This window comes from Tumebacillus lipolyticus (assembly GCF_042682745.1).
Taxonomy (GTDB): Bacteria; Bacillota; Bacilli; order Tumebacillales; family Tumebacillaceae; genus Tumebacillus_A; species Tumebacillus_A lipolyticus.
This window is the reverse complement of record NZ_JBHUIO010000005.1, coordinates 606,183-628,883: the sequence shown is the minus strand read 5'-3', so window position 1 is coordinate 628,883 and position 22,701 is coordinate 606,183. Positions and strand designations below refer to the sequence as shown.

Sequence of the window (22,701 nt, the reverse complement as noted above, 5' to 3'; positions counted from 1 at the left end):
GACACAGATCGAATGATCTGTGTCGTGCTTTTCGATGTAGCAAGCTGGTGATCACACCCAGCATCGAACCTGCGCGTCACGCCTCCGCTCTTTTGCGGATCGGGATGTACAGATCGATCTTCGCCTTCCGCTCAGGATCTTGCGCGGGGTCGTTCATCGAAAATTCGAGGCAGGGGCGATCGTCCGCATCGTACTCGCTGTTGGGCAGCCATTGTCCGAACAGGCTTTGGTAAATGATTCCGAACTTGTCGATCGTGTCGTAAAACTGGTACAGGGCAAACAGACCGCCGGGCAGCGTTTTGAACTGCACCTCTTCGTGCCCTTCGCGATCAAACTCGGGCGGAATGGTGATGCAAGCATCGTAGCGGCAGGCGTATTCGTCGACACTGCTCGGATCGTCTAACGAGATCCCGATAAAGTGCTGTTCGGGCGGATACAGCTTGTGCTGCGCCGAAAAAGCTCCGAGCTTCTGCCAGGCTCGATACGTTTCCATGTAGCTTCCCACATGTCTGAAATAGGCCACCTCGTAGGCGGGCAATTCTTTGATCGTGATATTCATGTCCCAGACCCTCCTCATAAAGCTTTTCTTCTCACTCTGATCGTAGCGCAGGGGGCTGGAAAACTCTTCTTGCTTCTTGCTCACTTGTCGCAAAATATTGCTATCTTTCAGATCGTCGCGAACGGCTCGCGGCGTCAGGTTGAAATGCTTCTTAAAGGCAGTGTTAAAAGTGGAGATCGAATCGAAACCGCAGAGAGCGGAGATCTCCAAGATGGTCTTGTCCGTCTTCGTCAGATAGTCGATCGATCTTTCGAGGCGCTTCAGGTTGACGAAGGAGACGGGCGAGATGCCGACCGTGTGCGTGAAGATTCTCGCGAAGTGATATTTAGAGAAGTTGGAGACTTCGGCCAATCTCTCCAAGTTGATCGGATGAGAGAGATTGTCTTCGATATATTGGATCACGCGATCGATCCGCTGCTGATAGTCCTCGTTCATGTTGCCCTCCTCACTGTTTTCGGTACTCACAGCTTACGTCAAGTGTGAAAGAATTGAAAGAACTTTACTGCTCGTCAGACTGAAAAAGGATTTGCTGACCGAAGTGCGAAGTATCTATACGGAACCGACAAGTAAATCGACCAGCAGCGAGGTGCCCTCGTCCAACGCACGAGGGGTAACAGGGAATCGGGTGCAAATCCCGAGCGGTCCCGCCACTGTAACCGGGGAGTAATCTCTCAGCGAAGTCACTCGATCAGCGATCGGGGAAGACCAGAGAACGCGATGATCCGGGAGCCAGGAGACCTACCTCGCTTGCTACACCAGAATGCCTTCGCGGAAAGGAGCGGTGTGCGGATGAGACGACCAGCCGTTTTGTGTCGTTCTCTTCATGTTGCACATTCCCCCAACCCTTGGTTGGGGTTTTCTTGTTTGGGGCAACCCTTTTTGTTTCGGGTGCGCTTGGCGCGCGGTGAGCAGCGCGAGCAGTTTGAACAGGCGCAAGGGCGCTACCAGATTAGGATGAGGCGCAGGGAGGAACTGCGAGGCGAGTGTGCGCGGTAAGTCAGGCTTTCCCACGCTTGAAAACGCTTGAAACCTTACAACTCTGCGCAGCGCAGGCGATCGTCCGCGCAGGCGTTGCACACGCACAGACGGACAGCAGAATGGCGGACGGCCCCGCCTTTTCTGCTGTCCCTTTTTCATCGCTTATCAAGTTATTGCGCCCGAGGAAAACACCAAGACACAATTAATTAGTCATAATTCAAAATTAATGGCAAAATTAGTATATATTTGTCGAAGAAACTGTAGTACCATAGAACTAATCATAAAAAAGTTGCTCGCAAGGGAGGCAGTCTGATGAGCATAGACCTGAAAAAGAAGGCAGAAGCGAACCTGATCGACCTCAGCAAAAAAGCGAACATCTCATTGGCGAAAAAAGGATTGGGCAGTCAGAAAGCTCGCGTCGCTCTCTGCTTGGACATCTCCGGATCGATGCAGGAGCTGTACCGCAGAGGCGTCGTGCAGGATGTGACCGAGAAGCTGTTGGCGCTCGCCATGAACTTCGATGACAACTGTGCGGCCGACGTGTTTCTGTTCGGCGTGAAAGATTATGAAGTGGGCGAGATCGAGCAATCGAACTTCTTTCAATTTGTGGATCGCGAGATCTTGTCCCGCTATGCGCTGGAAGGGGGCACTCGCTACGGCGGTGTGATCAAGCGGGTTGCCGACCACTATTTCCCCGGCGCGGTCAGCGTGGAGAAGAAGGGCTTTTTTGGATTCGGCGCCAAAAAAGGAATCTCGGTCGACACATCGAAGTATCGCAATGAAGAGCCGGTCTACGTGCTGTTCATCACAGACGGGGACAACCAGGACAAAGATGAGACGACCAAGATGATCACCGAAGTGTCGAAGCTGGGCATCTTCTGGCAGTTCGTAGGCGTTGGCAACAGCGGTTTTGCCTATTTGGACAAGCTGGACAACCTGGATGGGCGGTTTATCGACAACGCGAACTTCTTCAAAGTGCCGAAGCTGGATAAGATCACCGACGACCAGCTGTACGACCAACTGTTAAATGAATTCCCCGCTTGGCTGAAGGAAGCGAAGGAGAAAGCGCTGATCAAGTAAGCGGCAGGCTCAATTCGATCGGAACACCTGCGACATCATCACCGATGCGCGGTGGCAGTCTGGATCGAAGAATAGCTTTTGCACAGAGTGGAATGATAGAAGAATGTGGATATTTTAGGAAAAAGATCAGCGACTCGCTTTCATGTAGATAGGTGTGACCGAAAGAAAGGTTGAAAGGAGGTGACCCATATGGCAATCTCTCTCGTAAAAGGTCAAAAAATCGATCTGACCAAGTCGAACGCCGGTCTGACCAACCTGATCGTCGGCTTGGGCTGGGACCCGGTCGAAGTGACCAAGAAGGGGCTGTTCGGCTTTAAGAAGAAGGCGGAGATGAACATCGACTGCGACGCTTCGGCGCTGTTGCTCGATGCGAACGGTAAGCTGACGGACGGCAAAAACTTGGTCTGCTTCTACAACAAGCAAAGCCCTTGCAACTCGGTCGTTCACTCCGGTGACAACCTGACAGGGGAAGGCGATGGCGACGACGAGCAGATCTTTGTCGATCTGAACAAAGTTCCCGCAAACGTACATAAGATCCTGATGGTGGTCAACATCTACCAATGCGAAAGCAGAGGACAGGATTTTGGCATGATCAAGCAGGCGTTTATCCGTGTGGTCAACAGAGCGAACGATCAGGAGCTGGTGCGCTTCAACCTGTCTGATGACCACTCGGGCAAGACGGCGCTGATCGTCGCCGAAATCTACCGCCACAACGGCGAGTGGAAGTTTAACGCGATCGGTGAAGGCACGCATGCTGCCCATATCGATCTGCTGGCTGCAAAGTACAAGTAACTCCCAATCCAACCAAATGAAAAGGGGTTTTTGACGATGGCAATCTCTCTCTCTAAAGGGCAAAAGGTAGACCTGACCAAAACGAATCCTGGCCTGACCAAAGTGGTCGTAGGCTTGGGTTGGGACACGAACAAATATGACGGCGGCAGCGATTTCGACCTCGATGCATCTGTGTTCAGCGCCAACGGTGCGGGCAAAGTGAACTCCGAGAAAGACTTCATCTTCTACAACAACCCGCAAAACGAGAACGGCTCGATCGTGCACACCGGCGACAACAGAACGGGCGAAGGCGATGGAGATGATGAGCAGATCAAGATCGATCTGGCAAGCGTTCCGGCGGACGTGGAAAAAGTTGCGTTCTGCATCACGATCCACGATGCGGATTCGCGCGGCCAAAACTTCGGACAAGTGTCGAACGCATACGTTCGCATCGTGAACGAAGCGAACGACCAAGAGCTGATCCGCTTCGACCTCGGCGAGGACTTCTCGGTGGAGACGGCAGTTGTCGTCGGCGAGCTGTACCGCCACAACGGCGAGTGGAAGTTTAACGCGATCGGCAGCGGCTACCGCGATGGCCTGGGTGGACTGTGCCGCGACTACGGTCTGAGCATTGCCTAATCAGGCAAGAACATCGGGGGCTGCTCTTTTGGCAGCTCCCGCTTTTCACGATCATGCTATGGAGAGCGAGGGAAAACGATGACGATCAGCCTTGCAAAAGGACAACGAATCGATTTGACCAAGACGAACCCAGGTTTGTCCAAAGTGATCATCGGCCTTGGGTGGGATACCAACAAGTACAACGGTGGGCACGATTTCGATCTGGATGCATCCGCATTTTTGCTCCATGAGGATGGCAAAGCGAAAGGGATTCAAGATTTTGTGTTCTACAACAACCTGACGGGCGGCAACGGGTCGGTCGAACATACGGGGGACAACCGGACGGGGGAAGGCGATGGCGATGATGAGCAGCTCAAAGTCGATCTGAGCGCAGTCCCGCCGAACATCCACCGGATCGGGATCACGGTGACGATCCACGATGCGGCCGCGCGCGGGCAAAACTTCGGACAGGTGTCGAACGCGTTCGTTCGCGTGGTGGACGAGCAGACGAACCGCGAAGTGCTGCGCTTCGATCTGGGAGAAGAGTTCTCCGTCGAGACGGCAGTCGTGATCTGCGAGCTGTACCGCCACGGCAGCGACTGGAAATTCCAAGCGATCGGCAGCGGTTTTTCTGGCGGTCTGCAAGCGCTCTGCAAAAACTATGGTCTGGACGCTCAATAAGCCATGCAAAAAGGGAGTGGCGGCGCAAACTGCCACCCCCTCTATTTCTCGTTGAAGGGTGAGATCAAATGACCGTTAGAGTTGTGAAAGGTCAGCGAGCTGACCTGACCAAGCCCACGCCAGGACTCACGCAGATCGTTGTGGGCATCGGCTGGAACGCATCGGCTCAACTCGAACTCGATACGTCCGCCTTTCTCTTGCGTGCGGACGGCAAAGTATCGAAGGATGAAGATCTGATTTTCTACAACAATCCTTCCACTCCTTTTATCTCCTACCTGGATGCACCGAACCAAGGGGATCAAAAGCAGTTCAAGATCAACCTCGGCCTGATTCCTGCACAAGTAGAGAAGATCGCCTTCTCCCTGACCATTCATGAGGGTGAGAAGCGGGGCCAAAGCTTCGGCTCCGTTGGAAACATGTACATCCGCATGCAGAACGATTCGACAGGACAAGAACTGCTTCGCTTTGACCTCGAAAATCTATTCTCCGTGGAGACGGCTGTGGTCATCGGAGAGTTGTACAGATATAACGGCGAATGGAAGTTCAACGCGGTCGGCGCAGGCTTTACCGATGGCCTCAAGGCGCTCTGCGGCAACTTTGGCATCGACGTCGAAGCGGAGCCGGAAGCGCGTCAACCTGCACCGAAGCCAGAACCAAGACCTGAGCCGAGACCGGTGCCGAAACCAGAACCAAAACCTGAGCCCAAGCCAGAGCCGACCCCGGCGGTCAATCTGACGAAGATTGAGCTGAAGAAGCGGGGGGAGAAGATCAACCTCCAAAAGAAGGCGGGGAATCTGGGCGAGATTCTGGTCAACCTCAACTGGAACCAAAGCCAGGGCGGCGGTGGATTTTTCCGCAAGAGCGCGGCGATCGACTTGGATCTCGCCTGCTTGTACGAGCTGAAAAACGGTCAGAAAGGTCTGATCCAAGCGCTCGGCAACAGCTTTGGCTCGCTGACGTCCTCTCCCTACATCTCGCTGGACGGGGATGACCGGACGGGAACGGTCAAGACGGGCGAAAACCTGCGCATCAACGGCAACAAGCTCAAGGAGTTTAAGCGTTTGCTCGTCTTCACTTTCATCTACTCCGGCGTCACCAGATGGTCGGACGCAGACGGCGTCGTCACGATCAAGCAGCAGGGTGGGCCGGATATCATCGTGAATCTAAACGAGCATGATAACGGCAAAGCGATGTGTGCGATCGCGATGATTCAAAACGTCAACGATGAGACGCTCAGCATTGAGCGGCTGGTGCAGTTCTTCCCCGGGCATCGCGAATTGGACAAAGCGTTTGGGTGGGGCATGAAGTGGAAAACGGCCAGCAAGTAATCAAAACAGATGGAGGAATCCAGAATGGATTGGCTAACTAACTTTTTTCAAAGTGCCGTTGAGAACTATGGGCACTTCTTTTCATGGGCAGACATCACAGGTGCGCTCTCCGATCCGGTAAACTGGGGGATCATCGCCAGCCTGATTCTGCTCGAAGGATTGCTCTCCGCAGACAACGCGCTCGTTCTCGCCGTCATGGTCAAACACCTGCCGAAAGAGCAGCAGAAGCGCGCGCTGTTCTACGGGATTCTCGGCGCATACGTCTTCCGCTTCCTGGCGATCGGTCTCGGCACCTATCTCGTCACGTTTACGCCGGTCAAGGTCGCAGGGGCACTCTACCTCTTCTACATCGCCTATAAAGGGCTGTTCAAGGGCGGAGATGAGGACGATGTGAAAAACAAGCCGCTCTCCTTCTGGAAGACGGTCCTGATGGTCGAGCTGATGGACATCGCGTTCAGCATCGACAGCGTAATCGCAGCATTCGGGATCAGCAACCAAGTCTGGGTCTTGTTCCTCGGCGGGATCTTGGGCGTTCTGATGATGCGCGGTGTCGCACAGATCTTCCTCAAGCTGATCGATAAGTTCCCAGAGCTTGAGACGACCGCTTTCATCCTGATCGCGATCATCGCAGGGAAGATGATGGCTGCTGTTTTCGGCTTCGAACTGTCGCACATCGCATTCTTCAGCATCCTGATCGCAGTGTTTATCGGCACGATGATCTACAGCTCCATCCGCAAGAAAAAGACAGCAGAGTAACTCCCTTCCTTCATCATCCAGATCGAATCTAATCTCTCCTCAAAAGAGAGATTTTTTTTTCTACGTCACGCAAAGGTAAGAAGGGAGACAGTCCTTTGAGATACTTCAACTATTTATCTGAGGATGAAGCGCTGGCGGCGTTTTACAAACAGCCCGCACCTTTTTGCAACCATTCGAGCAAAGAGATGCTCTCCTATGCGGCAGGAGCCGCCCTCTATTCTCCTGCCACGCGGCAGACGATCGCAGAGGACATCCTGCATCAAAAGCATGAAGGCTTGGTCGCGATGGTGTTCGATCTTGAGGATGCGATCGGCGATCATCAGGTGGAAGCGGCCGAAGCGTCGCTGCAGCAGCAGCTGTTCAAGTTGGCTTCCTACGTCGAGATCGGAGCGCTGTCCGAAGATCGAGTGCCGCTGCTCTTTGTCCGCGTCAGAAGCCCGGAACAGATGCGGCGCATGATCTTGCGCTTCGAAGCGCGAGTCGCGCTGATCACCGGCTTTTTCTTTCCGAAGTTTACGCCGGAGCGGGGCGAGGACTTTTTTCGCATCCTTGAGGAGTACAACCGGCACAAAGAGCAGAGCGCACCGACGCTCTACGGATCGCCGATCCTCGAAAGCGAATCGATCATCTATCTGGAGCAGCGAGCAGTAACGCTTGCAGGCAGCAAAGCGATCGTCGATCGCTATCGAGACTATGTGCTGAACGTGCGCATCGGCGCCACCGATTTTTCCAGCCTGTTTGGCGTTCGGCGCAGTGTGCATCACACGATTTATGACATCGCCGTCATCCGCGACTGCATCGCCGATATTATCAACACGTTTGGGCGAGCTGGCGATGGCTACCAGATCTCCGGTCCGGTGTGGGAATACTTTCCGCACAGAGGGACAGAGCTGTCACCGCCCGAAGAGCGGGTGGAGCGAATCGCTCGCCAATATAGGCTGCGACCGACCCATCCGGCCGAATGCGGACTGATTCGCGAAGTGCTGCTCGACAAGGAGAACGGGCTGGTCGGGAAGACGATGATCCATCCGAGCCAGCTCAGGATCGTCCAGACGCTTCATGCGGTCACGCGCGAAGAATATCTGGATGCGATCAGCATCGTGCAGAGCCAAGATGGACGGCAGGGTGTGGTCAGGAGCGAGTACGCCAACAAGATGAACGAGGTCAAACCACACCTGAACTGGGCCAAACGAATCCTGGCCAAAGCTAACGTATACGGGGTGTTACATGAGCAGGACAACTTTCACTCACCAGTCAGCAAGCAGGGACAAGCATACGTATGACATCATGGGGGACCTGAAAGTCCATGTGACCGTCACGGAGAACCCGTTCGATCTGCCGCTCGATGCGCTGTTTTCGATGGCAGCGCGGATCAACAAGAAGCGGGCGTTTCTTTTTGTCAGCAAAGTGTTGGGCAAGCATCTGGCTGTCGATCCGTACGTTTCCCTCCTGAGCGGCTCGGCGCTCGCCGTGCTGTTGCAGCGGGAACTGAACGGCCCAGCACCTGCTACCGAGTTGATCATCGAAGGGCTGCGCGATCGATCGCAGGCGAAGCGCGCCTACCTGCAGCTGCAGGCCAATCGCTTGGTGCCACCTCGCCCGCTCGCCTTTATCGGCTTTGCGGAGACGGCCACCGCCTTGGGGCACAGCATGTACGATGCGTTTGCCGAGGGGTGTCGCTATGTCCACACGACGCGAGAGCTGATCCCCGAGCTGACCTCTTCGATCAGCTTTGAAGAGGAGCATTCCCACGCGACCGCTCACCGCTGCTACGCCGAACATCCGGTTCAGGCTGGCGAATCGATCGTGCTGGTCGATGATGAGATGACGACAGGCAAGACCGCGCTGAACATCATCCGCGAACTGCACCAAAAATACCCGCAGGCAGACTACTATGTCGCCTCGCTCTTAGATTGGCGCACCGCTCAGGATCAGGCGAGATTTGACGAGTTGGCGAGAGAGCTCGACATCTCGATCAAGACGCTCAGCTTGATCAAAGGGGAGATGGTGGCGGAGGGGGGGCCGATCCTCGAAGCGCCGCGCGCGAAGCAAAGCGAGTCGCTCGTCAAGGCGCAGGTGGAACAGATCGACCTGCACGGCCTGTTCGACGTCGTGCCGGTGTCTTCGCTCGATGCGGCAGGTGAGCGCAACCTGGCGCCCTACATCGGATGCACAGGAAGGTTTGCGATCGAATCCTCCGCCAATGCGGAGGTGGACAGCCGCATCACCGCAGCTGCTGAGCGGCTGCGCAGCATGCGGACGGGCAACAAGACGCTCTGCTTGGGGACGGGCGAATTTATGTACCTGCCGATGCGGATCGCAGCGGAGATGGGAGAAGGTGTCGCTTACCATTCGACGACCAGAAGCCCGATCCACCCGCACCAAGAGCCGCCCTATGCGATCTGGGAAGCGCACGCCTACCCAAGCCCAGACGATCCGACGATCAGACATTTCCTCTACAATGTGACTTCGCACCAATATGATGATCTCTTTGTATTTTTGGAACGGCAGGTGAAGCCGGAACGACTCGCGCCGTTTGTCGAACTGCTCGGCAACCTCGGCATCGAGCGCGTCCGCTTGGTCTTTGTCTCTTGAAAGGAAAGGAGCACCGTCTATGAACTCCGTGCTTGCGAAGCAGATCCCCTCTCCTCGCCCGATGGGCAGCTATTCACCTGAGGATGTCATTTTTTTGTTGAAGAACTTACAGCACGCATCGCTTGAGCGATCGAATGAGGATCGAGAGGAAGCGATCCAGAGCGGAACGCACTACTCGGAGATGCTTCCTGTCGAGTATCATCCATCACCCGAATACTTGCAGCTGTTTCACCAGACGCTTGAGCGCACCTCAGCAAAAGTGGCGCTGGCGGCAGGAACGGTTGCCGAGCTGATCGTGAAGGAGCGCGGAACGGAGGTCGTCCTCGCCTCGCTGGCGCGGGCGGGCACGCCGATCGGCATCCTGATCAAGCGCTATCTGGCACAGGTCTATCAGATCGAAGTGCCGCACTACAGCATCTCGATCATCCGCGGCAAAGGGATCGACGAAAATGCGCTCCTGTACATCTTGCAGAACCATCCAGATCGGCAGATTCAGTTTGTCGATGGGTGGACGGGCAAAGGCGCGATTCGACAAGTGCTGATCGAAGCTTGTGCAGACTTTGCTCGCCGCTACGGTGTTGAGCTGTCCGATCAGCTCGCCGTGCTCGCAGACCCGGGCAGCTGTTCGGAGCTTTATGGAACGCGAGAGGATTTTCTGATCCCGAGCGCCTGTCTGAACTCGACCGTCTCCGGGCTGGTCAGTCGCACGGTGCTCCGACCGGATCTGATCGGAGCGCTCGACTTTCATGGGGCCAAATATTATGAGGAGTGGCGGGAAGATGACCTGTCCAATCATTTTGTCGATGTGATCAGCGCGCATTTTCCGCAAGTCAGCGCACAGGCGAAACTCGATGCGCAAGCTCATCAGGATGCAGAGGTGAAGGCAGACTGGCAGGGCTTGCAGAGCATCAAACAGATTCAGGCGCATTTCGGGATCGAGGACATCAACCTGGTCAAGCCGGGCGTCGGGGAGACGACCCGCGTGCTGTTGCGGCGAGTACCGTGGAAAATTCTTGTCGATCGCCTCGACAATCCGAACTTGGAGCACATTTTGCTGCTCGCGTCCGACCGCAGCGTTCCGGTCGAAGTGTTTCCTGGGCTCGCCTATTCCTGCTGTGGTCTGATCAAGCCGTTAAAGGGGGAAGTGGAATGATCTTTGCAAGCGATCTGGATCAGACGTTGATCTACTCCCTGCGCTCGATGGGCAGCGAGCATGAGGAGCGCGACCTGATTCCGGCGGAGTCGAAGGATGGGAAGACCCTCTCCTATATGGCGGTCCGCGCGCTCTACCTGCTGCGGGAGCTGTCGGAGCGAGCGATGTTCGTGCCGGTGACGACGCGCACGATCGCGCAGTACGGCCGCATTCACATCCTGCAGGATCTGATCAAGCCGAAGTATGCGGTGACGAGCAATGGGGGCAACCTGCTGATCGACGGGGAGCCCGATCGGAGCTGGAACCGCAACATCTGCCGCCAGATCGAATCAGAATGCGCGCCCAGCGAGCAGGTGCAAAAGCTGTTTCAGGAGATCGCCTCGCCTGAGTGGGTGATCGGCGAGCGGTTTTGTGACGAGATGTTTTTCGCCTATGTCATCGATCGAAAGCGCATGCCGATCGAAGCGGTGAAAGAGCTGGCAGCTCGGCTGGCGAAAGAGGGCTGGGAGACATCGATCCAAGGTCGGAAGGTCTATCTGGTTCCGCGCGTGGTGAACAAGCGGGATGCGCTCTTGCATCTGCAGGAGCTGGAAGGCAAAGAGATTCGCATCGCATCGGGCGATTCGCTGCTCGATCGCTGCATGCTCGACATCGCCGCCCATGCGATCGCGCCTCGCCACGGCGAGCTGTATCGGGAACATCAGGCCGATCCGATCGAGCAGAACTATCTGTTCACCAACCGATCGGGGATTCTGGCTGCGGTGGAGATCTTGGAGAGCGCCGCAGAGCTTTTGAGCGGCGAGAAAAAAGCGGCCCTGCAATCTGGGGCGAGGGGTTGAGGCGCAGTGACGAACATCTGGATCAATCGCTGGTTTTCGGTGGCCTATCAATATTTGAACATGATCCGCAACAATGAGGACGGCATGCCGTTCACCCTGTATGGGACGCATCCGAATCGGATGCACATGTCGCTGCAAGCGTGCGATCATGCGGAGGTGGAGCCTGCTGTGACAGGGTCTTCCTATGTGGAGTTCTGCTTAGATTTTTGTGACCGCAATCGCATCGATGTTTTCATTCCCCGCTGGAATATGTACGACATCGCCAAAGAGGTGCGGCGCTTTGAGGAGCGCGGAACAAAAGTGATGGTTTGCCAAGACCTGTCGCTGTTGGAAAAGCTGATCGACAAGGAGAAGTTTTACCGATCGGTCGAAGCGACGGGCATCATGACGCTGCCAGACTACCAAGTGGTCAACACGGTGGAGCAGTTTCGAGCAGCGTATCAGCAGCTGATAGACAAGGGGCACAACGTCTGTATCAAACCGACCAAGTCGGAAGGTGGATCAGGCTTTCGCGTGATCGAAAACGGTCGGGATCGAGTGCAAGATCTGTTTGGGCCGATCAATAAATATATGGCGTTCGATGAGGTGGTTCACCTCTTGGAGCAGGTGGATCGCTTCGATGATCTGATGGTGATGGAGCTGTTGGAGGGGTACGAGTACAGCATCGATTGCCTGGCAGATCCTGCCGGAAAGCTGATCGCCGCTGTCCCCCGCAGAAAGGCAGGCGGGCGATTGCGTGCGCTGGAGCAGAACGAAGAGATGCTACAGATCGCCAAAAGGGTAGCAGAAACCTACAAAATCCCCTATAATTTTAATATACAGATGAAATATAACAGAGGCGTACCGAAGCTGTTGGAGATCAATCCGCGGATGTCTGGCGGTTTGCACGTGTCCTGTTTATCAGGTGTAAATTTCCCTTATCTCGCGGTGAAGCTGATCCTCGGCATGGACGTTCCCACACAGGAGCCAACCTACGGGATCTTGGCCAGCCATGTGGAACAGCCTGTTCATATGAAGCGTTTCTGAGCTGGAGGTGAGAGTCTTGTTGAAGAAAAAAGTCGTGCTCGGCGCTGCGGGTGGCTATCTGATCGCCTTGATCACCAGCCCGATCCTTCCGGAGATGATCTCGCTGCTGATTCCGTTCATCGGGATGGGAGTCGGTAGCGTCCTCGATCGGAATACGAAGAAGAGCAACATCCCGGACGTCTTGCCCGAATCGCCAGCAGAGCCGACCGTGCAAGCGGAGCAGAGACAGGCGACAGATCGGCGTCCGCAGGTGTCGCCGGAGTTCGCGCCGGTCTTGGAATACTTGGAGATCATGGAGGACATGATCATCTCGGAAGGTCAGAAGAACAACCTCGACGATGAGATCGTCGAAAAGTCGCTCGCGCTGTTCGCGAGGTTGCAGCGTGTGATCCCGCTGCTGCAAGAGCTGGACAACGGGACGATCAACCATACGATTCGCCGGCTGGTGCTCAAAGACTTGAACAGTTTTATCACCCCCTTCCTGCGGCTCAGCGGTGATACGAAGACGAAAAATCGCCGGATGTTGTTGAACGGGTTGAAGGATATCAACATGAAGATCACGTCGATCGTCGAGACGATCGAACATAAGGATCTGATCGAGCTGCAGACGAAAGCTGATCTGATCCATAGCCGCTATAGCGAATCTGATCATCACTAAGGAGGTGCCCGCATGACAACGCAAGCGATCGAACTGAGAAAAGAGGACGAGCAGAAGGTTGTACATGAGGCAACACAGCTGATCCAAAAGGTGTCGACCACCGATACGCTGTCTTTAGATTCCCTGATGGACGATATCGGGAAGCTGGGGATGAAGACGCAGGAGAAGGCAGGGCAGACGCTGCAGATGTTGGACAGGCCGGTCAACGACCTGATGTCTGGCAAGCGGGCGGAAGTGTCGAACATGATCCTCAAGCTTCGCGACGAGTGCGAAGGGCTTCAACAGAGCAAAAACGTGGGCTTTTTCGGGAAGCTGGTGCGCAAGAGCCCCTTTAAAAACTACGTCTACAAGTACCAATCGGTCAAAACGAACATCAATGCGATCTTGGAAGGGCTGCGCGACGGCAAGGACACGCTGCAGGAGAACATCGCCTACATGCGCCAGCTGAAGCGCACCTCGATGGAGGAGATCTACAACCTGCAGACGAAGATCGCCTTTGGCGACAAGCTGAGGGAGATGTTCGAGGTCGAGATCGCCAAGGCGGAGAACACGTCGCGCAAAGCGCATCTGGAGCGCGGGCTGCGCAAGGTCGTATCGCGCATTCAATCGATGACCGAGATGATCATGCTCTACAACCAAGCGATCGCCGCGACAGACATCATCAACGATAACAACGACAAGCTGATCGATGCGGTCAACAACGCGATCGACAAGACGGCCAACCTGATCACCGTCTCGGCGATGATCGCGATGGCGCTGGGCGATCAGGAGAAGGTCATCGCGGCGGTCGACGCGACCAACAAGACGCTGGAAGACCAGTTCAAAGAAAATGCGCGCCTGCTGCGCACCACGACGGAGCGCACCAACGAACTGCTCAGCAAACCGTCGATGTCTTTGGAAGCGGTCAACCAGGCGATCGGCGACCTGATGGCAGCGCTGGATATCTCGGAGCGCTCCAACCAGCAGATCATCGAGAGCTGCAAAGATTATACCAACAAGATGACGACGATCAACCAGCAGATGAACGAGCGACTGGGCCTCAGATCGGGCGCGCAAGCTGCTCCGGCGATCGGAACGAAGGAGAACGACATCTCCAGCTTTTTGAACTAGACCACTTTTTGAACTGGATCAGCAGAAAAGACAGCCGGCACAGGCTGTCTTTCTTTTTGCCCTGCCCCTTTTGCTCTCGTTGAGCTGGTCTAAACGGAGCGGCTGCTTTCATACAATTCTCTAACATACGACGCAGAACGAAAGAGGCGGTGTCTGTGGGGCAAGGTGTGTTGATGGGCGGATTGATCTTGCTGCTGATCGTGGTCGCCAGCTATGAGCGCGCCGAGTCGATTTCGAAGCTGAACGAGCGGGATGAGCGAGAAAGGTGAAGCGGGTGCTGGTGCACACAAAACAAAAACATGTCGCGGCGACCGAAAACGTCTGCTGGCGACATGTTTTTTTGTTTGCGAAGCGGATCGGTCTCCCGCTATTTTTCCATCACGATCTGATCCCACAGCGCGCCCTTGGCGTACAGCTCTTTGCGCACTTGCTCCCAGCCGCCCAGATAGTCGATGTCAAATTGGCCGGCGGGCGTTTGGTACTTCTCCGCATACTTGGCGGCGACCGCCTGGTCGACCGAACGGAACCCTTTCTCGGCGAAAATGTTTTGCGCCTCTGCGCTCCAGAGGTAGTCGACAAACGCTTCGGCCACTTCCCGCACGCCATGTTTGTCTGCATTTTTATCGACGACCGCAACCGGGTTGTCGATGCGAATCGTGTAGTTCGGCACGATGATCGAATATTTGCCGCCCTCTTGGACGCGGGCGAGCAGTTCGTTTTCATAGGTGACGACCGCATCGCCCACCCCGCTTTCAAACGTCGTCATCGACGCGCGACCGCTTTTGTCCATCACTTTCACATTTTTATGGATCGCGGCTAACAGGCTGGCAGCGGCGGCCGGGTCTTTCGCTCCTTTTTCCTCCGACAGCTTGAGGCCCGCGCCGTAGATCGCGTTGATGTCCCACTGCGCCCCACCAGATGATTTCGGGTTGGGATAGAGGACGACCGTGTCCGGCTTGACCAGATCGCTCCAGTCTTTGATGCCTTTCGGGTTGCCCTCGCGCGTGCCGATGGCGACGACGGAGGAGGTGATCATGCCGCCGTTCGTCTTTTTCCGCCAATCGTGGGTGATCAGCCCGGCCTCGGCGATCGTGTCGATGTCCGCTTCTAAGGACAGGGCGGCAATGTCCGCTTGGAAGCCGCCGGCGATCGCCCGCGCTTGTGCGCCGGAAGCTTCGTACGATTCTTGGAAGTTCACCTGCTGGCCGGTCTTCGCTTGCCAAGCTTGCTGGAATTTGGGCAGGATCGCTTGGAAAGCTTCTTTCGGCACCGAGTAGGAGCCGAGGATCAGCGTGACCTCCTGTTTTTGCTCACCGTTTGCCGGCGTGGAACTATCCTCGGTGCCGCAGGCGGTCAAGCTGGCGAGTGCGAGGGTGAGCAGCGAGAGGCTGATCGATCGAGTGACCCATTTTTTCATTGGAAGGACCTCCTTTTTAGGCGAAGCTGTGCTCTTTCAAGCTGTGTTCTTTAAGGCTGTGTTCGTTCAACCGGTGCTCCCGCTTGCTGTTCTCCAAGATGATGTTCTCTGTGCCAGCAAAGAGGTGGGCGCGGTGGAGGATCACCGAGACTTGATCACCCGGTCGAAGCGGCTCCTGTTCCAACGGGCGCTGGGCGAGCAGCTGCTGACTTCCGACCTGCAGCTCCACCTGCCAATAGGAGCCGCGAAACTGCACGTTTCGCACGACGCCTAGAAGCGCCGCACCTGTAGCAGCAAGCTCCTGCTGGCGATCGATCTCGATCGATTCGGGGCGGACGAGCACTTTGCTGCCCGCCTCGATCCTGTCGAGCGAAACAAGATGTTCGAGCAGGGACAGATCTTCGATCGCGTTCGTATCGCCGATAAAGGAGGCGACAAAGGGCGTGGCGGGGTGGCGGAAGATCTCCCACGGCGTTCCTTGCTGTTCGATGCGCCCTCTGTTGAAGACGATGATCTCATCTGCCACCGCCATCGCTTCCTCCTGATCGTGCGTGACGAAGATGCTGGTCACGCCGAGCTGGGTGATCATGTCGCGCAACCAATCGCGCAGCTCTTTGCGCACTTTCGCATCGATGGCAGAAAACGGCTCGTCGAGCAGCAGCAGTTGCGGCGCAGGCGCGAGCGCGCGGGCGAAGGCGACCCGCTGACGCTGACCGCCGGACAGCTGATGCGGGTACCGCTTCGCCAGCTCCTGCAGGCCGATCAGCTCCAACAGCTCCTGCACGCGAGCGGCCGCTTCCGCTCTGCTTTTTTTCTGCACGCGCAGGCCGAACTCGATGTTTTCGCTGACGGTCATATGCTTGAACAGCGCGTAGTTTTGAAAGACGAACCCGATGCCGCGATCTTGCGGGGGCAGGCGATCCACTCGCTGCCCGTCAAAATAGATCTCGCCAGACGACGGGGTTTCCAAACCGGCTAAGAGGCGGAGGATCGTGGTTTTGCCACCGCCGCTCGGGCCGAGCAACCCGATCAGCTGCCCTTTGCGGATGGAGAAGTGAACATCGGACACGACCGAGGTGCGGTCGAACGATTTGCTCAGTTGTTTGACTTCAATCTGCATGAGCTACAGCGCTCCTTTTCGTTTTTTTGTCCATTCGAGCAACAGCAGCGTGGTGATCGACAGCAGGGCGAGGACCAGCGCGACCGAGTTGGCAGCTGCGAAGTTGAAATTCTCGACTTCCTGATACACGAAGATCGTAGCTGTCTGCGTCTGATTGACGATGTTGCCGGAGACGACGAGAACTGCGCCAAACTCACCGAGCGAGCGGGCGACCGTCAGCACGATGCCATAGTAGATCGCAAAGCGAATCGAGGGAAAGGTGACGCGCCAAAAGGTGGTCCACCGCCCCGCGCCTAACGTGAAGGCGGCCTCTTCTTGCTGGGTGCCGATCTCTTGCAGGACGGGCAACACTTCGCGCACGGTGAAGGGGAAGGTGACGAACAGCGTCGCGAGCACCATGCCGGGCAGTGCGAAGACGATTGGGGTGCCGACCCCTTCGAAGAAGGCGCCGATGATCGTGTTCGGGCCGAGCAACAGGACGATCATCAGTCCGGCGATCACAGGTGAGACGGCGAAGGGCAGATCGACCAACGAGTTGAGAAACTGGCGAAAGCGCCTGCTGAGACGGGTGTCGCGTGCGAGCGTGAGCGAAAGCAGCACGCCGAACAGAACGTTGAGGATAGTGACGATCAGCGTGATCAGCCCGGTGACCCAAAGCGCATGCAAAACGTCTTGCCGGGTGAGCGTGGACCAGATGCTGGCGAACCCCTGCTCACCAGCACCTTGAAACAGCTTGATCAGCGGAACGATCAGGAGCAAGAGACAGATTAGATAGGAAGCAGCGATCAAAGCTTTTCTCATCTCGATACTCTCCTGTTCAAAAAGAGGTTGATCGAAAGCAGGATGAGGAAGGAAACGGTCAGCAACATGATGGAGACGGCAGCCGCCCCCTGCGGGTTGGCGCTTTCCACCTCGCCGAAGATGTAGACGGAGGCGAGGAGCGTTTTGCCCGGAATGTTGCCCGCCACGAGCACGACCGCGCCAAACTCGGCGAGCGATCGAGAGTAGGCGAGCAATCCTCCCCCGATCAGACCGGAGCGGATCGCCGGAAAGATCACTTTGCGAAAGGTGGTGAATCGCCGTGCTCCCAAGGTGTAGGCAGCCTCTTCCTCGCCCTTGTCGATCTCTTCCAGCAAGGGCTGAACGGTGCGGATGACGAAGGGGAACGTCGCAAACATCATCGCGAGCACGATCGCCGGAGGTTGAAACACGATCTCAAAACCGACCCGCTGTGCCAACTGGCCGAGCCAGCTTTCCGGTCCGAGCAACATGAGCAGGATCAAGCCGCTGACCGCCGTCGGCAGAGCGAACGGCAGGTCGATCAGCGCGTTCAGGAAGCCCCGTCCCCAAAAGCGATACCGGACGAGCGTCCAAGCGAGCGTCGTGCCGATCACCAGGTTGATCAGCGTGGCGACAAGTGCCAACTGAATGGAGAGCATCAGCGAACTCCAGGCCATCGGGCTGGTGACCTCCGACCAAAAGGCGTCCCAGCCGACAGAAAATCCTTCGACATAAATGCCGGTCACAGGCGCGATGACGACGAGGATGACGAAGAGCACAGCCGTATACGACAAGCTGTTGCGAAGCAAGCGAACCACTTTTCCACCTCCACTGGGAAACATTCATCAAAATCGTTGATCAGTAGCCAAGTTTTCGTTATGTGTTGCGCCAAAAAAACATCCCTTGCACGGGACTTTTCTTTGTATTCCTATTCGAATACTTGGAATTATAGGTGCCTTTGATTTTGCTGTCAACAACTTTCCGGTTGATGGAAAATTGGCACAGTTCGTATGGTAAGATACACCTGTGAGCATCTGCGGAAATGGATAGGCATCTAACTCTGCTACAATGTATCGACCCATCTTGCAAATGGTGAGCCCAAATGGGGGGATGAGATGAATCTGTACGCATTGTCGATCTTCACAGAGGTTGCGAAGCACCGCAGCGTGACGCGGGCAGCCGAAGCACTGGGGCTGACCCAACCGGCGGTGACGGCGCAGGTGCGCAAGTTGGAGAAGGAGCTAGGCGTGACGTTGTTGTCCCCCCGCGGCAGAGGGATTCAGCTGACCGATGTTGGGGAGATGCTGATGGGCTATGCGCATCGCCTGTTCGCGATCGAGCGGGAGATGGAGCTGAAGGTGGAAGATTGGAAGCGGGGGATGAGCGGGTCGGTGCGCATCGGGGTGTCCAACCTGCCCGCCTATCGACTGTTGCCCTCTTGGATTGCCAGCTTCAAAAGACACTACCCCGATGTGGAGGTCAAGCTGATCACCAGCAACGCGCAGCAGGTGTTCGATCTGTTGCTGGAGTACCGGGTCGATGTGGGCATCGTCGGCGGGGAGCATGTGGTGTCCGCTGTGGAGCAGGAGCGCGTGTTTGAAGAGCAATATTGGTTTATCGTGCCAAAGGGTCATCGGCTGGCTGGGGAACAGGCAGCGCTGGCGGAGATCTTGGAAGAGCCGTTCCTCTTCCGCGAAAAGGGGAGCACGGCGCGCGAGACGCTGCTCACCCTTTGCCGCGAGCACAAGCTGCCGCCGCCAAAAGTGGGGCTTGAGCTCAACGGGACGAACGAGGGGATCCAGGCGGTGCGCGCAGGCTTTGGCGCGATGCTGGTGCCATCGCTCTTGGTGCGGGAAGATGTGGAAAGCGGTGAGGTGGGCCGGGTGTATGTGCGCGATGTGAATCTGAGCGTGCCGATCTATCTCTGCACGCGCGCAGGCGAAAGCGTGAGCCCGTCTGTTCGCAATCTGGTCGAGGTGGTCAGAAGGTGAGCGCGCTGTGACAGGCAAGTGTGTGCGCCTTCGCCAGCAGTTTTAAGGGCAAGCGATCTGTGCATCAGCGATTGGAGAGCATTAGTGATCGGGATTACATTAATACTCTCCCGAGGAGCATTTGTGATGGAGATTATATTATTATTCTCTGTTAGCAATTTATGGACAACAGATAGTTGATTAGATAGAATGATAGACTAATGACGATAATTTTTGAGATGAAGAGGTGTATCGCGATGAAATATGATGTGATCGTACTCGGTGCAGGCCCTGCGGGGTTGAGCGCCGCCATGTTTCTGCACGATAAAGAGATCAATACGCTGGTGATCGGCGATGGCCGCACGATGATGAAATCCGCATGGGTCAGCAACTACCTGGGCGTTCGTGAGCCGTTCCTCGGCACCGACCTGGTCGAAACAGCCCTGAAACAAGTGCAAGAGGATCGCGGTGTCACCGTGCTCAACGAGACGGTCACAGCGATCGAGTATGGGGAAGCGGAGATCAAGGTCGTCACCGAACAGGGCACCTACCTTGCTGAACAGCTGATCTTGGCAAGCGGCCAAGGTCCTGGTTTCGCTACGGCAGAACTAGCAGGCGTTGAACTGCTGGAGAACGATGAGCCGTTCACCAAGAAGAAGATCAAGATCGATGACCGTTGCCGCACATCGCAAAAGAACGTGTATGCGACGGGCATCGCGGTTGGAATCGCTTCGCAAGCGATCGTCGCAGCCGGACACGGTGCGCAGACTGCGCTCAACCTGATCAGCGACCGGGTGGGCAACCGCGTCCATGTTCACCAAACTCCGAAGCGAGACTGATTGAGCGAACAGCCTCGAAAGCATCACAGATTGAAAGATCCCCTCGGTGGCAAAGAATCGAGCGCACAGGTTCGTGTGCAGCTCGTCTCAACTGCGCCGAGGGGATTTTTTGATCGGAGAGGTGGGGGGCTTGCAGGACGGAATGATCGGCCGCGAGTGGAGCGGGGGCTTGGACAGGAAGAGGGCAAGATCTCGATCACAAGAGAAGGATACGACATGTGGTGAACCGATATGCGACACCTAGGAAGATGAGCCTATGCGCCAAGCGCGGGGCTCCTTTTTTTGTTGGCAGAAAAGCGGGGCGAAGCTTGATCCGCTCTGGCTTGCAAGCGGTCTTTCAAGAGTTTACCAAAAAAGAACAAAAAGTCCCTTTTCAAAACTCATGATGTTAATGTAGAATAATAAATGTAATGAGGATCGTGGTCTGTCGTGGAGTTACGAATGATTGCTCTCGATCGCTCTGCAAACGATTCGCATCGATCTTCGCTTTGTACAGTGAGCAGAAAGCGTGTGGCGAACGGCAAGCTCGTTCGATATTTGAAGATATTTGAATAGGTAGGTGAACAGACTCATGCATATTCCCAATCGCTTGCTTCGGGTCGTCTATGCGGAAAGTCAGAACGTGCTGATCGCATCTGATGTCCGAGGTCGCATTCACAAGTTTGATTTGGCGCTCAACCTGCTGCAATCATCCCCGGCGGTGACCTACGACCGCCCGGTCAACTCCCTCTGCCTATCTGACAAGTACGTCTTTACGAAAGACCGGGCAGGTGCGATCGGCAAATGGGACTTGGCGACGTTGCAACCGCTCGATTTTTATGATGAGGTGATGATCTGCGATCGCCGCGATCTGTTTGAAGATGAGGAGCCGTCCCCTTCACCCAACCGCGGCATCGCTTACCTGAACGGCAAGGTGTATACGAACAACGGGTACACGCAGATCGTCGTGCTCGATGCGGAGACGTTCGAAGTGATCGACATTCGCACCTCTCCTTCGCCGACCTTTTTCGACTGCATCTGTGTGGGCAACCCGGAGTTGCATGCGCTGTCAGACGTAGAGGGGAAGCTGTACATCGGCAATCTGGAGACGAACGAGTTTCCAGTTCAAGCGCAGGTCGATACGAACGTTGTGCACGGCGTCGTGTACGACGCTCGCCATGACCGCTTCTGGACGACGCAGGATGGTGGGCTCGGCGAAGACAAGCTGGTTCGCACCGGCGTCACGACGATCGAAAAGGACGGCACAGGATTTCAGGAATATAAGATCTCGCACGAGGACAATGAGTTCATCCAGTTCGATCAGGACTGTCGCAACCTGTTCGTCGGCGGGTTTAACGGCAAGATCTTTATCTTCGACAACGAGACGAAAGAATTTCGCCTCAAGCGGGTGATCGGCCCGCTCGACTTCCAGATCATTCATGCGGCGATCGTCTCGGAAGATCAGATCTACGCGCTGCTGCAGACGGGCGATCTGATTCAGCTCGATAGGCGGGGCGTCGAAGTGAATCGCGCGCTGTTCCACAACCGATGCGTGTGGATCTTGGAGCCGCATCCAGATGATGAGAGCTTGCTGTATGCGGGCACAGATGAAGGGGTGCATCTGATCCGCTACGGCCCAGGTCGCTTCGATACGGTTCATCTCGAACAGCTGGAGAAGCATGTGCACGGCTTCGGCATCACCAAAGATGTCAAGCCGCTGCCAGATGGCTCCTATGTCGGCATCTCGCGCAGCGGGATCGCCTTCCAGGCGGAGCGCGATGGAACGATCAGGTGGTATCGGCAGGTGTTGGGCGTCCCTCGCGGCGTGGCGCTCAGCGCAGAGTACGACAGGTGCATGGTCGCCACCGATGAGGGCACCGTGTGGGAGTTCTGCACGGAGGACGGCAGCGTACTCGATCGCATTCCGGTCGGCAGCCCGGTCTATGCGTGCGCCTATGCGCTGGACGGTCGCCGCATCGTCACTGCCGATCAGCACCAGATGGTTCACGTCTATCCGCCCGACTCGCATGAGCGGCTCGGCTCGATCCAGTTCACCCTGCGCCTGAAGCGGATGATGCGAGGAAGCGCAGGTGAGATCTATGTGACGGGCGGCGACGGGATGGTCGAGCTCGACTTGGAGAACTATGCGATCAAGAAGCAGTTTGTCAAATATCTGACCAACACCAAGGAGAACGGCGTCTATTGCGAGGGGCATATGTACGTCGGCGGCTATGGCTATCAGGTGGGCACCTATCGCTATGAGGACGGCGAGATGGTCGACCTGCAAGAGTACCTGCCCGACTTCTCGAAGGCGTTTGCCGCCCGAGTGCCGGAGGACGGCATTCCGATCCTGCTGGTCGGCGGGCGAAGCGGGTATATCAATGCATACCGCATCTACGATGGCATCCCGTTCAAGGTGCGCGAGTATTACATCCGCTAGCCGA

General features: G+C 56.1%; 22 protein-coding genes and 1 riboswitch. Of the genes, 17 read left to right on the top strand and 5 right to left on the bottom strand.

The features are described 5' to 3' along the window. Positions 1 to 76: 76 nt before the first annotated feature. Positions 77 to 994, bottom strand: coding sequence for an AraC family transcriptional regulator (locus ACFSOY_RS08315; protein ID WP_386045583.1), 918 nt, complete (start codon positions 992 to 994; stop codon positions 77 to 79). Between the two features lie 132 nt (positions 995 to 1,126). After that, positions 1,127 to 1,319, top strand: a riboswitch (cobalamin riboswitch). A 104-nt stretch (positions 1,320 to 1,423) separates the two neighbouring features. Between ACFSOY_RS08315 and ACFSOY_RS08310 the strand changes: the two genes are divergently transcribed. The 14 genes from ACFSOY_RS08310 to ACFSOY_RS08245 all read left to right on the top strand — a co-directional run bounded on the left by ACFSOY_RS08310 (position 1,424) and on the right by ACFSOY_RS08245 (position 14,152). Beyond that, positions 1,424 to 1,555, top strand: coding sequence for a hypothetical protein (locus ACFSOY_RS08310; RefSeq protein WP_386045581.1), 132 nt, complete (start codon positions 1,424 to 1,426; stop codon positions 1,553 to 1,555). Between the two features lie 294 nt (positions 1,556 to 1,849). Beyond that, positions 1,850 to 2,617: a VWA domain-containing protein gene (locus ACFSOY_RS08305; protein WP_386045579.1), complete on the top strand. Its 768-nt coding sequence runs from the start codon at positions 1,850 to 1,852 to the stop codon at positions 2,615 to 2,617. Between the two features lie 189 nt (positions 2,618 to 2,806). Then, entirely contained in the window at positions 2,807 to 3,409 is a 603-nt protein-coding gene (locus ACFSOY_RS08300) for a TerD family protein (RefSeq protein WP_386045577.1), read from the top strand. 36 nt (positions 3,410 to 3,445) lie between these two features. Continuing rightward, positions 3,446 to 4,027: a TerD family protein gene (locus tag ACFSOY_RS08295; protein WP_386045575.1), complete on the top strand. Its 582-nt coding sequence runs from the start codon at positions 3,446 to 3,448 to the stop codon at positions 4,025 to 4,027. A 78-nt stretch (positions 4,028 to 4,105) separates the two neighbouring features. Further along, positions 4,106 to 4,687, top strand: a complete 582-nt coding sequence (locus ACFSOY_RS08290; RefSeq protein ID WP_386045573.1) for a TerD family protein — start codon at positions 4,106 to 4,108, stop codon at positions 4,685 to 4,687. Between the two features lie 68 nt (positions 4,688 to 4,755). Then, complete coding sequence (locus ACFSOY_RS08285; RefSeq protein WP_386045572.1) at positions 4,756 to 6,015, top strand: TerD family protein; 1,260 nt, start codon at positions 4,756 to 4,758, stop codon at positions 6,013 to 6,015. A gap of 24 nt (positions 6,016 to 6,039) precedes the next feature. Continuing rightward, on the top strand, positions 6,040 to 6,771 hold the full coding sequence (locus ACFSOY_RS08280; RefSeq protein WP_386045570.1) for a TerC family protein: 732 nt from the start codon (positions 6,040 to 6,042) through the stop codon (positions 6,769 to 6,771). A 95-nt stretch (positions 6,772 to 6,866) separates the two neighbouring features. Then, complete coding sequence (locus ACFSOY_RS08275) at positions 6,867 to 8,054, top strand: HpcH/HpaI aldolase/citrate lyase family protein (RefSeq protein WP_386045568.1); 1,188 nt, start codon at positions 6,867 to 6,869, stop codon at positions 8,052 to 8,054. After that, on the top strand, positions 7,999 to 9,366 hold the full coding sequence (locus ACFSOY_RS08270; protein ID WP_386045566.1) for a phosphoribosyltransferase family protein: 1,368 nt from the start codon (positions 7,999 to 8,001) through the stop codon (positions 9,364 to 9,366). Before ACFSOY_RS08275 ends, ACFSOY_RS08270 begins: the two co-directional genes overlap by 56 nt. 19 nt (positions 9,367 to 9,385) lie before the next feature. Beyond that, positions 9,386 to 10,519 carry a cysteine protease StiP family protein gene (locus tag ACFSOY_RS08265; RefSeq protein WP_386045564.1) on the top strand — a complete coding sequence of 378 codons (1,134 nt, stop codon included), beginning with the start codon at positions 9,386 to 9,388 and terminating at the stop codon, positions 10,517 to 10,519. After that, positions 10,516 to 11,358, top strand: coding sequence for an HAD family hydrolase (locus tag ACFSOY_RS08260; protein ID WP_386045562.1), 843 nt, complete (start codon positions 10,516 to 10,518; stop codon positions 11,356 to 11,358). The genes ACFSOY_RS08265 and ACFSOY_RS08260 overlap by 4 nt, the downstream gene beginning before the upstream one ends. 60 nt (positions 11,359 to 11,418) lie before the next feature. After that, positions 11,419 to 12,384 (top strand): ATP-grasp domain-containing protein, encoded by a 966-nt coding sequence (locus ACFSOY_RS08255; protein WP_386046783.1) that lies wholly within the window; start codon positions 11,419 to 11,421, stop codon positions 12,382 to 12,384. Between the two features lie 19 nt (positions 12,385 to 12,403). Then, positions 12,404 to 13,042, top strand: a complete 639-nt coding sequence (locus tag ACFSOY_RS08250; protein ID WP_386046781.1) for a hypothetical protein — start codon at positions 12,404 to 12,406, stop codon at positions 13,040 to 13,042. 12 nt (positions 13,043 to 13,054) lie between these two features. Continuing rightward, on the top strand, positions 13,055 to 14,152 hold the full coding sequence (locus tag ACFSOY_RS08245; RefSeq protein WP_386045560.1) for a toxic anion resistance protein: 1,098 nt from the start codon (positions 13,055 to 13,057) through the stop codon (positions 14,150 to 14,152). Positions 14,153 to 14,519: 367 nt separating this feature from the next. Here the strand turns inward: ACFSOY_RS08245 and ACFSOY_RS08240 are convergent, their stop codons facing one another. The 4 genes from ACFSOY_RS08240 to cysT are packed head-to-tail and all read right to left on the bottom strand — an operon-like array spanning position 14,520 to position 18,287. Further along, on the bottom strand, positions 14,520 to 15,569 hold the full coding sequence (locus tag ACFSOY_RS08240; RefSeq protein ID WP_386045558.1) for a sulfate ABC transporter substrate-binding protein: 1,050 nt from the start codon (positions 15,567 to 15,569) through the stop codon (positions 14,520 to 14,522). A gap of 16 nt (positions 15,570 to 15,585) precedes the next feature. Beyond that, a complete protein-coding gene (locus ACFSOY_RS08235) occupies positions 15,586 to 16,689 on the bottom strand; it encodes an ABC transporter ATP-binding protein (protein ID WP_386045556.1) in 1,104 nt (367 codons plus the stop codon). Between the two features lie 3 nt (positions 16,690 to 16,692). Beyond that, a complete protein-coding gene (locus tag ACFSOY_RS08230) occupies positions 16,693 to 17,490 on the bottom strand; it encodes a sulfate ABC transporter permease subunit (protein WP_386045554.1) in 798 nt (265 codons plus the stop codon). Continuing rightward, on the bottom strand, positions 17,487 to 18,287 hold the full coding sequence (cysT, locus tag ACFSOY_RS08225) for a sulfate ABC transporter permease subunit CysT (RefSeq protein ID WP_386045553.1): 801 nt from the start codon (positions 18,285 to 18,287) through the stop codon (positions 17,487 to 17,489). Before cysT ends, ACFSOY_RS08230 begins: the two co-directional genes overlap by 4 nt. A gap of 297 nt (positions 18,288 to 18,584) precedes the next feature. Between cysT and ACFSOY_RS08220 the strand changes: the two genes are divergently transcribed. From ACFSOY_RS08220 to ACFSOY_RS08210, 3 genes are all read left to right on the top strand, one after another. Beyond that, on the top strand, positions 18,585 to 19,460 hold the full coding sequence (locus tag ACFSOY_RS08220) for a LysR family transcriptional regulator (protein WP_386045551.1): 876 nt from the start codon (positions 18,585 to 18,587) through the stop codon (positions 19,458 to 19,460). Positions 19,461 to 19,696: 236 nt separating this feature from the next. Next, the gene (locus tag ACFSOY_RS08215) at positions 19,697 to 20,278 is read left to right on the top strand and encodes an NAD(P)/FAD-dependent oxidoreductase (protein ID WP_386045549.1); all 582 of its coding nucleotides are present in this window, start codon (positions 19,697 to 19,699) and stop codon (positions 20,276 to 20,278) included. Between the two features lie 571 nt (positions 20,279 to 20,849). Beyond that, on the top strand, positions 20,850 to 22,697 hold the full coding sequence (locus ACFSOY_RS08210) for a WD40 repeat domain-containing protein (RefSeq protein WP_386045548.1): 1,848 nt from the start codon (positions 20,850 to 20,852) through the stop codon (positions 22,695 to 22,697). Positions 22,698 to 22,701 lie beyond the last annotated feature (4 nt).

Coding starts and splice junctions, on each gene's coding strand:
- ACFSOY_RS08315 (WP_386045583.1), bottom strand. CDS start 994: ATGAACGAGGACTATCAGCAGCGGATCGATCGCGTGATCCAATATATC.
- ACFSOY_RS08305 (WP_386045579.1), top strand. CDS start 1,850: ATGAGCATAGACCTGAAAAAGAAGGCAGAAGCGAACCTGATCGACCTC.
- ACFSOY_RS08300 (WP_386045577.1), top strand. CDS start 2,807: ATGGCAATCTCTCTCGTAAAAGGTCAAAAAATCGATCTGACCAAGTCG.
- ACFSOY_RS08295 (WP_386045575.1), top strand. CDS start 3,446: ATGGCAATCTCTCTCTCTAAAGGGCAAAAGGTAGACCTGACCAAAACG.
- ACFSOY_RS08290 (WP_386045573.1), top strand. CDS start 4,106: ATGACGATCAGCCTTGCAAAAGGACAACGAATCGATTTGACCAAGACG.
- ACFSOY_RS08285 (WP_386045572.1), top strand. CDS start 4,756: ATGACCGTTAGAGTTGTGAAAGGTCAGCGAGCTGACCTGACCAAGCCC.
- ACFSOY_RS08280 (WP_386045570.1), top strand. CDS start 6,040: ATGGATTGGCTAACTAACTTTTTTCAAAGTGCCGTTGAGAACTATGGG.
- ACFSOY_RS08270 (WP_386045566.1), top strand. CDS start 7,999: ATGAGCAGGACAACTTTCACTCACCAGTCAGCAAGCAGGGACAAGCAT.
- ACFSOY_RS08265 (WP_386045564.1), top strand. CDS start 9,386: ATGAACTCCGTGCTTGCGAAGCAGATCCCCTCTCCTCGCCCGATGGGC.
- ACFSOY_RS08260 (WP_386045562.1), top strand. CDS start 10,516: ATGATCTTTGCAAGCGATCTGGATCAGACGTTGATCTACTCCCTGCGC.
- ACFSOY_RS08255 (WP_386046783.1), top strand. CDS start 11,419: ATGATCCGCAACAATGAGGACGGCATGCCGTTCACCCTGTATGGGACG.
- ACFSOY_RS08245 (WP_386045560.1), top strand. CDS start 13,055: ATGACAACGCAAGCGATCGAACTGAGAAAAGAGGACGAGCAGAAGGTT.
- ACFSOY_RS08240 (WP_386045558.1), bottom strand. CDS start 15,569: ATGAAAAAATGGGTCACTCGATCGATCAGCCTCTCGCTGCTCACCCTC.
- ACFSOY_RS08235 (WP_386045556.1), bottom strand. CDS start 16,689: ATGCAGATTGAAGTCAAACAACTGAGCAAATCGTTCGACCGCACCTCG.
- ACFSOY_RS08230 (WP_386045554.1), bottom strand. CDS start 17,490: ATGAGAAAAGCTTTGATCGCTGCTTCCTATCTAATCTGTCTCTTGCTC.
- ACFSOY_RS08220 (WP_386045551.1), top strand. CDS start 18,585: ATGAATCTGTACGCATTGTCGATCTTCACAGAGGTTGCGAAGCACCGC.
- ACFSOY_RS08215 (WP_386045549.1), top strand. CDS start 19,697: ATGAAATATGATGTGATCGTACTCGGTGCAGGCCCTGCGGGGTTGAGC.
- ACFSOY_RS08210 (WP_386045548.1), top strand. CDS start 20,850: ATGCATATTCCCAATCGCTTGCTTCGGGTCGTCTATGCGGAAAGTCAG.